The following is a 12,812-nucleotide window of genomic DNA, read 5'->3' on the forward strand; positions in this document are numbered from 1 at the left end:
GGGCCCTGGAGCTTTCCCAGGGCCCACCAGTCGCTTTCTTATGGGCAATGTGGGACGGCGTGATCCGTGGTTTATGCCAGTCTGGCGGCATGGAAAACATCGGCCGGCAGTTCGTGCGTCAGGCGCCACAGAACGCGCATAGGTCTTTCGCCAGTGTGTGAGACGTAGCACATCGGTCCGGCGTACAGGTAGGGCGGTGTGCCGAGCGTGCCGTCCGCCGTCTTGGACTCGCGGACGAACAGGTGCACGGACGTGCCCATCTCCCGGTGGTTGATGTAGCGCCGCCCGGTCGCTGATCGCTCGGCCGTCGCGTTCTGCGACTCCCACTGGAACAACGTCGGCGTGATGGCGTGGTCGGCGTACATCGTGGTGGGGGAAAAGTGGGCCTCCGTCTTCTGCAGGGTCACAAAGAAGACGTCTGCCCGGTCGCCGTGCACCCAGCGTACGCCCGAGCCCCAGATGCCGTTGAGGTCCTCGAGCCCGAAGGCCGCCAGCGCCTCGTCGCGGCTGTAGCGCGCATGGATGTGCAGCGGGCGGTCGCCGGCCTCGCTCAGCGGGCGAGCGACTCGGTGGATCCGCTGGTGCAGCACATCGCTCAACTCGACGAGTTCTTTAGCGCGGCCACGGTTGGCCAGCAGTCGAGCCAGCGACTCCTCGACACTGTTGAACGGCGACCGCGAGCCGAGCAGAGAAAAGTGCAGCATCGCGGCCAGCCGCCGCAGCCGGGCGCTGGTCTGCGCTGCGGCGTCGGGACGCGTCACCGACTGGACGAACCGCAGCCGCTCGAGGTCGTCAACGTGCAGCATCCGGCCGAGCGCGGCACCCAGGGCGACGTCGTCCGGCCCAGGCGCGTCGTCGACCCAGCCGGCGGCCCGTTGCAGGTCCAGCCAGCTGCGGCCGTTGCCGCGGTAGAGGTCCTCGAGTTCGACGCCCGTCTCCTCAAGGAAGTCGGCCAGTGACGGCGACTGCTCGTGCTTGGCCTCGCTGACCAGCCCCTTCCACGACACGGTCAGCGACTGCTTGATGTTGTCGAGGACGATTCGCTGCACCACGCGGTCGAGTTCGATGTGGCACCCGGCCGGCAGGGTGGGGAAGCCCTGCTCGACGTCGCGCTGCAGGCCCCGCCGTGAGCTGCCGGTCAGCGCGCGGAAGCGCAGGTCGAAGCGGAACTCCTTGTGCTGTGCGCCGATGAAGTCGAGGACGGTCAGGCACGCCTTGTCCTCGGCCAGGCGCAGGCCACGGCCTAGCTGCTGGAGGAACACCGTCGCGCTCTCTGTGGGCCGGAGGAACAGCACGGTGTCGACGGTCGGGATGTCCAAGCCCTCGTTGAACAGGTCGACGGTGAAGAGGACGTTGACCGTCCGGTCGCGCAGGGCCGCCAGCGCTGCGGCCCGCTCCTCGCGGCTCGACGTCGACGTCACCGCGCGGCTCGGGATGCCGGCCCTGGTGAACCGGTCGGCCATGTACTGCGCGTGCTGGACGCTCACGCTGAACCCGAGCGCTCGCATCCGGCCGGGGTCCTCGACCTTGTCCTTCACCGCCTGCAGGACCAGCCGGACGCGGTGGTCATCGCCGATGTAGACGTTGGTCAGCTCGGTGACTTCGTAGCCGCGGCCGCGCTTCCACCGCAGCTGGTCGAGGGCGACGTCGTCGTGGATGCCGAAGTACTGGAACGGCGCCAGCAGATTCTGCTCGAGTGCCTCCCACAGTCGCAGCTCGACGGCGGTGCGTCCGCCGAACCAGGTGCGCACGTCGGCGCCGTCCGTGCGCTCGGGCGTCGCCGTCAGGCCGAGGAGGACGGTTGGGTTGAGGTGCTCGAGCAGTCGCCGGTAGGTGCTCGCCTCGGCGTGGTGGAACTCGTCGACGATGACGACGTCGAAGTGACTGGGGGCGAGCTGGCCGAGGTCGAGCTGATTGAGCGACTGCACCGAGCCGAACACGTGCCGCCACTCGCGGGGCCGCTGGCCGCCGACGAACAGCTCACCAAAGTCGCCCCGGCGCAGCACGTGCCGGAACGTCGAGAGGCTCTGGGCCAGGATCTCCTCGCGGTGGGCGACGAACAGGAGCCGGTCGACCATGCCGCTGTCGCGCAGCCGCCGGTAGTCCAGCGCGGAGACGACCGTCTTGCCGGTGCCGGTCGCCATCACCACGAGGTTGCGCCACCGGTTGTGGACAGTCCGCTCGGCGTCGAGCGATTCGAGGATCTCCCGTTGGTAGCCGAAGGGGCGGACGTCGAGCGTCGTGATTTCGATCGGCAGGTCGGATGGCCCGCCGCGCTCCGCAGCCAGCGCCTCGCGGAGACGGTCGCCGTCACGGTGCGGCTCGTAGGTCTCGAACGACGGGTCGAGCCAGTAGCTGTCGAAGGTCTCGGCGAACGTGGTGAGCAGGTGCGCCTGCTCGACGCTGGACAACCGCACGTTCCACTCGAGACCGTCGGTCAGGGCGGTGCGGGAGAGGTTCGACGAGCCGACGTACGCCGTCGACAGGCCGGAGGCGCGGTGGAAGAGCCAGGCCTTGGCGTGCAGCCGCGTCGTCCGCGTCTCGTAGGAGACCTTGACCTCGGCGCCGAGCTCAACGAGGCGATCGAGCGCGCGCTGGTCGGTAGCACCCATGTACGTGGTGGTGATGACCCGCAGCCGGCCGCCGCGCTCGCGCAGCTCGCTGAGCTGCTTCTCGATGACCCGAAGGCCCTGCCACTTGATGAAGGCGCACAACAGGTCTACCCGGTCGGCCGAGGCCATCTCGCGGGTCACCTCGTAGCCGATCCGCGGCTGGCCACGACCGTTGACCAGCAACGCACTCGTCGACAGCGGGACTGCGGGGCGATCGGGGAATGACGTGGGACCGGGGACGCCGCTTGGCGGGGCGATTGCCAGAAGGGTGCGGGCCGGGTCGGTAACGGCGGCGTCCTGCTCGGCGCTCGCTGGAGCCATGGTGCTGATGGCCGCGATGATCCGGTTGGCTATCTCGACCTGACGGCTGATCGCCGCGGCGTCACCTCCTCCCGCAGCCCGCAGCGCGCGACGAACAAGGTCGGCGATGTGGCGGGTCAGCGCCTCGTGCGCGTCCGCCGGGTCGAGCGCGCCCAGTTGGACGAGGTCAGCGGGCGTGGCTACGAGTTCCTTGCTGAGCCGATCGGTGACCAGATGTTCGTACAGCCCGGTGGGCACGTCCCCCATAAGCTCAACGTAATCGACCGGTCTCGTTGCGCTTCTGAGGACGCGCGCCGTCCCGTTGGCCGGTCGCCCTACCGCTTCACGGTGCAGGCCGCTCAGCTGCGCCCACCAGCAGGACGACTTATTTGACCCCTTCGGGGTCGAGCAGCGTCATCGTCCCGTCCGACTCGACCACGACGTCGATTGCGAGGGGGCGTTGCTCGGCCGGGAGGAGTGCCTGGCGCATGGTCCGAGCCACCACGCTGAGCTGCCGCTGGGCACGCATGGCGTCGTCGGGGCGCGTACCTCCCCACCAGCCGGACAGGATGCCGTCGGGCATCTTGAGCTGGATGGCCTCCAGCCGATCGGCGAGGGCGAGGAGATCTGCCTCCGCGGCCGTCACCTCGGCCAGGCTGTCTGCGAGGACGGTCCGGAAGCCGTCCAGCGTCATGTCGTCCGACTGTCGGATTTTCTGCTCGCCGACGAGCAGGATGCGTGCGCGTTCCAGCTGCAGTGCGGAGAACACCAGCTCGAGCTCTGCTGACACGTCGCCTCCCGGCTGGAACATCGTGGACAGGTGCTCGGACATCGACTCCGGCGTCGGGTCATCTTCTAGCTGCGCCACTGCTAGCTTCCAACGGTTGACCCGCGTCATCGCTCGCTGGAAAGCCTTGTGGGCGTGGAAGGCCGCCGCGTCGTTGCCGTCACCGCCTGAGGGGCGCTGCCCGTCCAGGAGGAGTGCGGCTGACTGCTTGAGGAGTCGCCATGAGGCGGCCAGGTTGCTCAGCTCGTCGTCCTGCGCGTGCTTCACCAGCTTGTCGAGGTTGCGCTCGATGCGTTGAAAGCGCTCCTGCTCGTCCTTGCGCGCCTGGTACTCCATCGCAGCGGTAATGAGCGCCAGACCGGCGGTGAATCCGAAAGGAGCGACGGAGGCGGTCCGCCTGAGGGGGACCGGAACAAATCTGCCAGCACCCCGGATCACGTGAGAGCCGTCGACGATGGCCGCCTTGATGCCAACCCCGGCTGCGTCCTGCATCGGCTTGAGCACTCCTGCCGAGACGCCGGCGGCCAGCTTCGCCGGCAGCACCATCCGGTACAGCGTCCCGGCCCCCCGAGTGGCGCTGGGAGCCGCCCGGGTGATCGTCGTGAGGGCGCGGCCGATTTCGGAGGCGGGACTGATTGAGGCCGCGCGAACGGCTCGCGCGTCGCCGTGCCACTCCGCCGCCTCGACCGACATCGAGGGGACGTCGACGACCTCGGCCAGCAGCCTGGCGGCCAGCGCGCGTCGGTCGTCACCGTCGGACTGCGACAGCACCTGCTCGAGTCGTCCCAACCCGTCGCCTCCGAGCGGGACGACGATTCCAGGGGCATCCGCGTAGGTCACGTCATCTCGTCGTTAGCGGGGTCATGCGGGCTCACAGATCTGAGATTCTGGCCCGTCGGTGGAGCCACGGGTGTCACTAAAAGTGAGCAGTCAGATACTCCTCGACCATAGCTTGAGCGCAGTCGCCACCTTCGTCGCCGAGGCGCATCGCCGAAGCGTCGGAGACACGAGGGGCGTGTGCGTCGCACGGGACGCGTGACTCCGCGCGACAGAAGTCCAGGGCCTCCGGTAACTGCGCTCACGGCATGTTGATGCGACCGTCACGGTGTGGGTTTCCAGACGCCGCAGTACAAGCTGAGCGACCTGATGCAGAAGGTCGGCGATGGACGCATCCAGTTGCCTGACTTCCAGCGAGGCTACAAGTGGGACGACGAGCGCATCCGCTCCCTCCTGGTGACGATCACCCTGGGCCATCCGCTCGGCGTCGTCATGCTCCTCCAGACCGGCAACGACCAGGTGCGATTCAAACCCAAGCCGGTGGAGGGCACGACCGTTGCCATCGACGTCGCACCCGACCACCTCCTGCTCGATGGTCAGCAGCGCCTCACATCGCTCTTTCAGGCGCTGACCGGGGACGGCGTGGTCGCGACCAAGGACGTCCGCGGCAAGCTCATGGACCGCCGCTACTACCTCGACCTACGGCTCGCGATCGCCGATCCGGCCCGTCGTGACGAGGCGGTCAGGTCACTGCCCGGGGACGGCGTCGTCCGGACCAACTTCGGCAAGGACGTCGTCCTCGACGTCTCGACGCCCGACAAGGAGCGGGCGAGCGGGCTCTTCCCCCTTCGGCTGATCAGCCAGCCCACCGAGGCCTTCGCGTGGTTGCTCGCCCTGAACGATGCCGATCTCGTCAACCGCTTCCACACCGAGGTCTTCACACCCACCCAGAGCTACGAGATCCCGGCGATCGAGCTGGACAAGACGACGACGAAGTCCGCTGTTGCCACGGTCTTCGAGAAGGTCAACACGGGTGGGCTGCCACTCAACGTCTTCGAGCTGCTGACTGCCGTCTTCGCCGGGGACAAGGCCTACTTCGATGAGCACGGCACGGACTTCCGGCTGAACGACGACTGGGCGGCGACCAAGGCGCTGTTCGCCGAGCACCGGGTGCTGAGCGGGGTGGCTAACACCGACTTCCTGCAGGCCGTGACGCTGCTGACGACCCACCAGCGCCACCGGGCCGACACGAGTGACCGCCCGGTGGCCATCTCGGCCCGCAAGGAGGACGTCTTCCGACTGGGGCTGACGGACTACCTGACCTGGGTCGGTCCCCTGCGCGAGGCGTTCGTCTGGTCGGCGACCTTTCTCGCCGACCAGCACATCCACGAGTCGGCGTTCCTGCCATACCGAACGCAGCTGGTGCCGCTGGCGGCGATCAAGGTGCTGCTCGGTGACCAGGCGGACATCGTCGGCGTCCGCAAGCGCATCGCCCAGTGGTACTGGTGCGGCGTCCTCGGTGAGCTGTACGGCGGCGCGGTCGAGACCCGGTTCGCCCGTGACGTCGAGCAGGTGCCGGACTGGGCACGAGCGGCTCTCACGGGCGACTCGACCGCTGCGACACCGCGGACGGTCGCCGACGCCGCCTTCGTCGAGTCCCGCCTGCTGTCGCTGCGGACCCGCAACGCCGCCGCCTACAAGGGCATCTACGCCCTGCTCATGGCCGGTGGCTGCCGGGACTGGAAGTACCAGCAGGCGTTCGACCAGGTGCAGTACGCCAACCTCGCGGTCGACATCCACCACGTCTTCCCTAGGGCCTGGTGTATCGCCAACAGCGTCGAACCGGACCTGCGCGAGAGCATCGTCAACAAGACGCCCCTCGGCGCCGCCACCAACCGGTTCATCGGTGGTGCCTCACCCGCTGCCTACATGACCAAGCTGCAGGCGGGCGCCGGCATCAGCGCCGAGGAGCTCGACGGCCTCGTCGCGACCCATGAGATCGAGCCCGCCGCCCTGCGCAGTGCCGACTTCACTGGCTTCTTCCTCGCCCGCCGAGCCGCTCTGCTGCGGTTGATCGAAGCCGCCATGGGCAAGACGGCGCAGCGTGACGTCGATGCCGATGTCTTGCTCGGCGGAGAGGAGGCCCCGGCCGGCTTTGAGGGCGAGCCGTTGGTTGAGGACGGCGACACGGACAACGAGGTGCTCCTCGACGCGTGAGCCTCGTGCTTCATGTCCTGGCGCGGGACGACGGCACCTCGGCGCGCGCCGCGGTCGATGCGCTGGACGCCGACCGTGGCGGGATGCCGACCAGAGTCTGCTTCGTCGGCCACGGCGAGCTCGCAGCGGCTGAGCGGGTGGCGGAGCTTGCCGCCTGGAGTCGCGACTTCCGGCAGCGCTACGTCCGGGCTGGTTCGCTCAAACGAGCAAGGAGGCTCCAGTCCTGCCTCGCTGGATCCGTTGAGACCGGCATGTGCGCATTCCTCGCGGAGCCGCGGACAGCTGGGGCAAGCCCCGGCGACATCGTCGGTGAGGTGCTGCAGGGCGCTCTGGCGGAGGTCTTCTCGACCCCGTGGCTGGCCGGTCTCCTGGTGCTGCTCGCGATCGCGAAGGTGGTCCAGCTCGGCCGCGCAATGGTCCACGGAGGGCATGCGCGTGACCCCCGCCGCAGCTTCTCCCGGGCCGAGAAGGCCCAGCTCCTCGAGCGGGCCGGTCACCGGTGCGAGCACCACGCCTGGCTACTCGGTCGGTGTCGGGAGACCGAGGCGCTCCAGGCCGACCACGTCCACCCGCACAGCTGGGGCGGGGCGACCGATGCCGCCAACGGCCAGGCGCTGTGCAGGCGGCACAACAAGCGGAAGGCCGACCGCGTGCCGTGGAACGGGGAGCTCGATCGGCTGGCTCGGCGCCGGGAGAGTTACTTCCCTGCCGGGACGCCGACCGCGGTGGCGCGGTACGGAGCGCCGGCCGGTCATCCTGTCGAGGTCTGACCGTGGGTATGGGCTCAGCTCGCCAGCGCCGTCCCCTGGAAGACCTGCCCGCGGTGCCAGGCCACGTGCCGCTCGGCCGGTGGGGGAGTGCCCGGTCGCGGCCGCAGGCGCCGGCCGTGCAAGTCGTAGACGGTCCGCCCCTGCGACGTCCGGGCGGAGAAGCGCTGGGACACGACGACGGCGAGGTCGTCGTCCAGCCCGAGCATCCCGCGGTCGAACAGCTTGTGGTGCAGCGAGCAGAGCGCCAGCCCGTTGTCGAGGTCGTCGGGGCCGCCCAGCTTGAACCAGCGGACGTGCGCCGCCTCGATCCCGACCACAGCTCCGCCCGCGGCGCCGTCGAAGCCGCAGAAGGCGCACTGCCGGTCCCACGCGGCGATGACGGCGGCCGGCCAGGTGCCGCTGCGCCGTCGCTGGTCGGGGCTCGCGCTGCCCGAACGGCCCCCGAGCAGGTCCGGGTCGAGACCGACCGCCACGAGGACGTCCGGCGCCACCGTGCCCGGGAAGTGGCTCTCGACCAGCCCGCGAGCCGCCTCGTCCAGGAGCTCCGGGCGGTTCCGCAGCGCGGTCTCGAGCGATGCCTCCAGCCGGCCGGTCACGCCCTCCCGCAGCGGGCTGACGTTGTCCATCGGGACGTCGCGGTCGAGGGTCCAGACGCCATCGGCCCGGAGCCGGGTGAACGGGTACGCGGCACTCTGCGCACGGCCTGTCCTGGACGTCGGGCCGAACTCGGCGATGAGGTCGGCCAGCTTCTCCTCGGCGTCCGACCAAGGGAGGGCACTCGTGCCGGTGGCACTGAGCCGGCCCAGCGCCAGGAGGACCAGCAGCGGTTTGTGCGGGGACCGACGTCCGTCCTGCTGGTGCTGCCGGAGAGAGGACAGCCGTTCGAGGACCTGAGCATCCGGGGCGCTGCGTGACACGGAGATCCACTGTCCCCGAGGCGGCGACCTCCACGCGGGAGGACACGATGCGTTGGGTCGTCGTCGACGACGCAGCGCGAGACGGGAGCGAGGCTGCTCGACGCCTCCGTGGTGGAAACACCCGTTCCCACCCCGGCCCCGTTCGGCTCGATCCGGCGGTGCACCGGGTCGCCAGGTGCTCAGGCGCAGAGCAGGTCGAGCGCGGCCTGACCGTTGCGCCTGGCCGCCTCGGGGAGCAGCAGCCATGCCGGCGCCGTCGGGTCCGCCAGGTGCGTGCGCAGGTGGAGCAGCCGGGACCGGTCGCTGCCGGAGGGCGGGTGGTCCTCGAACGGGTCGACGCACGCGAGCAGCACGGCGGCGTCGGTCAGGTGACGGTCGCGGTCACGGGTGTCCGCCTTGTGCGCTGCCGCCTTGAGGATCAGTGCGCCGAATGCGTCGGGCACGCTGATCGTCGTCCGCGCTGTCCCGGTGACCTCCAGCTCCGCGAGCACGGTCCGTCGCCGCGCCTGCGTCCCACCTGTCACCTGCACGAGGTCGTACCCGCGGAAGCGCTCCAGCCGCTGGGGCGGGGCGTGGTCGGCGGCGACCATGTCGACGACGGACCGATCGGGCCCGGACGTCACCAGGTCGACGGTGGCGCCGTCGCGCACGAACCGGTGCGCCGTCCCCGCGCGGGGATCGATGCTCGGCCTGAGCCGGTACCCCAGGCCTTCCAAGGCGGTGGCCAGCTGTGGCGCGCGGCCCCGACCGGTCTCCACGTGCAGCAGGACGTCGACGTCGTTCGTCGGCCGCACCACCGGGAGACCCGCGGCGACCGCGTGCAGTTGGACCATCAGCCCGCCGATCAAGGTCCACGCCTCATGCGGGACGACTGCGGCCAGCTCGGCCACGTCCGGCCACGGGCGACCCCAGCCGCCGACCGGTGTCGGGGGTCGGAGCACGTCAGCCACGGAGCTCCTCCTGCGCCCTTTCGAGGAGGCGTTGGCCCTCCGAGCGCTCACGAGCGTCCGTCGATCCGGCGAGGTCGAGGCCGGCCAGGACGTGCCGGCGTCCCTGCGCCAGCTCCGCCACGACGTCCCTCCGCATGCCCGTCGCGCGCAGGGTGACGCTGCCTGCGGGATCGGTCTCCAGCCGGTAACGCTCCACCAACCGCTGCACGGCAGAACGGTCGACGTACCCGTCGAGCCGACCCGGAGTGGCGGTCAACTCGCCGATGCCCCGGGTCGCCCCGGAGGCGACGATGTCGCGGGCGAGGTGGTCGAGCGCTCGCGGGTGCGCGTGGTACCGGTGGATCATGGCCCGGTTACGGGCCCGAGCAGCGAGCTCGGCCCCGGAGATCCCGACGAGTGCCGACCGGAGACGTGACCGCTGGGCCTGCCCCAGCCACGGGGCCGGAACGCCCTCGAGGAGGGCAACGGCGGCCCATGCGGTCGGCTCCTCCCACGCGCGCAGCCGACCGCCTGTGCGCTGGGCCGTCCACTGGGCCACGGACCCCGCGTCGATGCGGTCGGGACCGACCGCCACCAGGTCCCCGGCAGCGACCAGGCGCTGTACGTGCCGGACGGACACGCCGATGCGTTCGGCAGCCTCCTGGGTCGTCATCAGGACCATACGGACAATGTCGTCACAACGACGCTTTCCATCAAGCCGAATGCTCGTTGTCGCTACCGGGTGGCTGGGAGCTGCAGAGGGTCTGCGAGATGGTGAGCCGGCCTCTCCCATCCCTCATGTGCCGCGGACGAGCTCCACGTCCGGGTCTCGGCGTCTGCCTGTCATCACCGAGGCACCGCCAGACCGGCCAGACGGTCCCCGGCGTCGGGTGGCAGCTCCAGGGCCCGGCAGAGCCGCCTGCGGACGATGAGCAGCAGTATCAGGTCGATGCCCGTGGCTGTCGGATCACCGCCCTCGGCTCGTCGGCCGAGCGCGCGCAGCCCGAGGTTCATCCACCGGTGGGCCTCCACGAGGTCGCCGGCCTTCTCCCAGGTCTCGCCGATCATCGCGTAGGAGGAGGTGTCGGCCGGAGCGGACCTGCGGACCTCCTCGGCGAGCCTGCGGGCTGAGGGCAGCTCCCCTGTCGCCACCAGCGCACGGTGCACGTAGCAACGCGCGTCCGGGGCGACCGTGCCCTCGGCGGCTGCTGCTCGTCGATACAGGTCCAGGGCGGCGGGGTGGTCGCCGAGGAGTTCCACGGTTTCCCCTGCCTCTATGAGCAGGGCAGCGGGAGTGACCTCCGGGGAGTCCTCGGGATGGCGATCAGCGGCCCACGCCACCAGCTGGGCGGCCCAGGCCCGCTGCGCCTCCGGCGTCTCGGCATCGAGCCTGAGGCTGCCGACGATCTGCATGGTCAACGGTCCCCGCATGCGGTGATCGTGAGTACCGCGGGACGACCACCGGTGCGCCGTCGCGCATCTGTGGACGGCGGACGTGGTCCACAGCCACTCCTCGAACTCAGGGACCATGGGCGGACCAGCCCGACGAATGGGCCAGCGGCGCCCGTCCGCACCGTGTCGACGGACGGCCGCTCACCGGTGTCGACGGGCAGCAGAGGATCGGGACGTCGTCGACCGCAGAGCCATGGCCGGCCCACCAGCTCGGTTGCGGGCGCCAGAGCCCAGCCGAGCCGGTCAGCGGTCGTTGCCCGCCAGCCGGTCCCGGTCGGCGATGAGCCGCCGACGGCGGGCGGCCGTCAGGTAGGCCGGGGACTCGAGTTCCAGCTCGGCGCGGTCGTGGGGATCGACCCCTATCGCCGCCAGCATCGGCTCGCTGCGCTGGGACACCGAGCCCACACCGAAGTGCCCCAGCAGGTCCTTGGCCGCCAGGTCGCCGCCGTACCCGACGCGGCGGTTGGCCTTGGCGACCAGCCACACGATCGCCCCGGCCGCGGTCTCCGCCCGGCCCCGGCGGCGGAAGATGCCCGGGCCGCCCTCCGCGACGGCGGCCAGCAGCCGGCGGGCCGCCGTCCGGTGCTCGACGTCGAGCAGCGCGTCGCAGCACCGGTCGACCAGCTCCCGCACCTCGGTCACCCGGTCGCGGACGTCCGCCGGCACCCGCTCCTCCGCGAACGGCTCGTCCGGCAGGGGCGCGTCGTCGAGCTGGTCGAGTGCCCGCGCGCCGCCCACGGCCCGGCGCAGCTCGGTCAGCTCCACGGAGTCGAGGTACTCCTCGGGGTCGAGGGCGCCCATGGCGGCCAGCAGCGCCTCGGGGCCCTGCAGCCGCGGTGCGCGGATCGCCGCCTGGTACTCCGGCTCCCACTCGTCGACGGCGGCGAGCGTCTCCTCGGTCAGCCCGGGGCGGATGCCGCGCTCCGCGTGGCTGAACCGGATGAGCGCGCGCAGGACGTTCGGTGCCTTCGCCAGCTGGGAGAAGTCGGCGACGATCTTCCTCGGGATCCAGTCGGTCAGCAGGATCTCCACGGCCACCGGGCTCCAGCGCAGCGGATCGCCCGGGCCGTAGTCCGTGCCGAACCACAGCAGGTCGTCCAGCAGGTCGCGGGAGTCGGCGTCGTCCAGCCCGGCGGCGAAGGGTGAGGCGAGGAATCGCTCGGCGAGCGACTGCCGGTCCGCCTCGCTCCACTCCGGCCGCACGTACCCGCGGCCACCGGTCGGCAGCAGGCCGACGGCCCACTCGACCAGCGGCCGGCAGGCCGGCCACGTGTCGCTCACCAGCGGCGGGAACACCAGCGCGCCGTGCTCGACCGCCTCGGTGATCCGGGCCCGGGCCTCGGCCGGATCGAGCTCGGTGAGGCTGACGTCGGGGTCGTCGGCCTCGCTGCGCATCATCTCGACCAGCGCCGGCAGTGCGCCCGGGACCACGAAGCCGTCCTTGGCGACCGTGCCGAGGTTGTGGTCCACGTAGACGGCGACCGACAGCTCCGGGCCACCGGGTAGCACCACGCCGCACACCAGGTTCTCGCCGTCACCGAGCACGTGCGCCATCTGCAGCACGCGGTCGTGCGGCCGCGCCCGGTCCAGCTCGGCGAGCCAGTGGGGGAGCACGTCCGCTCTGGCGGCGACCTCCCGGCGGACCCGCGAGCGCAGCACGTCGTCCCCGGTCAGGACGGCGATCGCCGTCAGCAGGGCCGAGGTCTCCGGCAGCGGGACCTCGAAGAAGGTCGCGACGATCTCCTCGCGCGGCGGCAGCGAGGGTTCGTCCTGGGCGCCCAGCAGGCGGCGTTCCCGCGGATCGGTGGCGGCCAGGAAGGCGCTCGTCAGTGCGAGCAGGTCGAGGGGCTCCCCGCCGGCGAGCGCCCCCGCGACCTGGTCGAGGAGGTCCGGGCTGCGCCGTTCCCGGCGTGCGGCCGCGTCCCGGCGGCCACGCGGCCCCGAGGAGAGCTTCCTGCGGTGCTTGCGCTTCGGCATCGGGACGACGCTAGCGACGCCTGCAGCTCTCGTCAGGAGGGTCGGGCGTTCCTCCTGGCCGGGCCCATTCGCCC

9 protein-coding genes are annotated in these 12,812 nt (G+C 70.8%); 2 read left to right on the forward strand and 7 right to left on the reverse strand.

Annotated elements, in window-relative coordinates; all coding sequences use genetic code 11:
- Positions 1-71: 71 nt before the first annotated feature.
- Positions 72-3,179 carry a DEAD/DEAH box helicase gene (locus BLW63_RS03695; RefSeq protein WP_091151620.1) on the reverse strand — a complete coding sequence of 1,036 codons (3,108 nt, stop codon included), beginning with the start codon at positions 3,177-3,179 and terminating at the stop codon, positions 72-74.
- A gap of 118 nt (positions 3,180-3,297) precedes the next feature.
- Positions 3,298-4,539 carry a hypothetical protein gene (locus BLW63_RS03700; protein WP_091151622.1) on the reverse strand — a complete coding sequence of 414 codons (1,242 nt, stop codon included), beginning with the start codon at positions 4,537-4,539 and terminating at the stop codon, positions 3,298-3,300.
- 267 nt (positions 4,540-4,806) lie between these two features.
- On the opposite strand from BLW63_RS03700, the gene BLW63_RS03705 reads away from it, so the two are divergent.
- Both BLW63_RS03705 and BLW63_RS03710 read left to right on the forward strand, forming a co-directional pair.
- The gene (locus tag BLW63_RS03705) at positions 4,807-6,693 is read left to right on the forward strand and encodes a DUF262 domain-containing protein (RefSeq protein ID WP_091151624.1); all 1,887 of its coding nucleotides are present in this window, start codon (positions 4,807-4,809) and stop codon (positions 6,691-6,693) included.
- A gap of 314 nt (positions 6,694-7,007) precedes the next feature.
- On the forward strand, positions 7,008-7,463 hold the full coding sequence (locus BLW63_RS03710) for an HNH endonuclease (protein ID WP_211516984.1): 456 nt from the start codon (positions 7,008-7,010) through the stop codon (positions 7,461-7,463).
- Positions 7,464-7,477: 14 nt separating this feature from the next.
- Here the strand turns inward: BLW63_RS03710 and BLW63_RS03715 are convergent, their stop codons facing one another.
- The 5 genes from BLW63_RS03715 to BLW63_RS03735 all read right to left on the reverse strand — a co-directional run bounded on the left by BLW63_RS03715 (position 7,478) and on the right by BLW63_RS03735 (position 12,738).
- Positions 7,478-8,380: a phosphorothioated DNA-binding restriction endonuclease gene (locus BLW63_RS03715; protein ID WP_244522333.1), complete on the reverse strand. Its 903-nt coding sequence runs from the start codon at positions 8,378-8,380 to the stop codon at positions 7,478-7,480.
- Between the two features lie 179 nt (positions 8,381-8,559).
- Positions 8,560-9,330: a hypothetical protein gene (locus BLW63_RS03720; protein WP_091151626.1), complete on the reverse strand. Its 771-nt coding sequence runs from the start codon at positions 9,328-9,330 to the stop codon at positions 8,560-8,562.
- Entirely contained in the window at positions 9,323-9,982 is a 660-nt protein-coding gene (locus BLW63_RS03725) for a helix-turn-helix domain-containing protein (protein WP_170856628.1), read from the reverse strand. Before BLW63_RS03725 ends, BLW63_RS03720 begins: the two co-directional genes overlap by 8 nt.
- A gap of 173 nt (positions 9,983-10,155) precedes the next feature.
- On the reverse strand, positions 10,156-10,740 hold the full coding sequence (locus BLW63_RS03730; protein ID WP_139263467.1) for a tetratricopeptide repeat protein: 585 nt from the start codon (positions 10,738-10,740) through the stop codon (positions 10,156-10,158).
- 264 nt (positions 10,741-11,004) lie between these two features.
- Entirely contained in the window at positions 11,005-12,738 is a 1,734-nt protein-coding gene (locus tag BLW63_RS03735; RefSeq protein ID WP_091151633.1) for a DUF6398 domain-containing protein, read from the reverse strand.
- Between the last annotated feature and the right edge of the window lie 74 nt (positions 12,739-12,812).

The sequence above is a fragment of the Geodermatophilus africanus genome, assembly GCF_900107105.1.
Taxonomy (GTDB): domain Bacteria; phylum Actinomycetota; class Actinomycetes; order Mycobacteriales; family Geodermatophilaceae; genus Geodermatophilus; species Geodermatophilus africanus.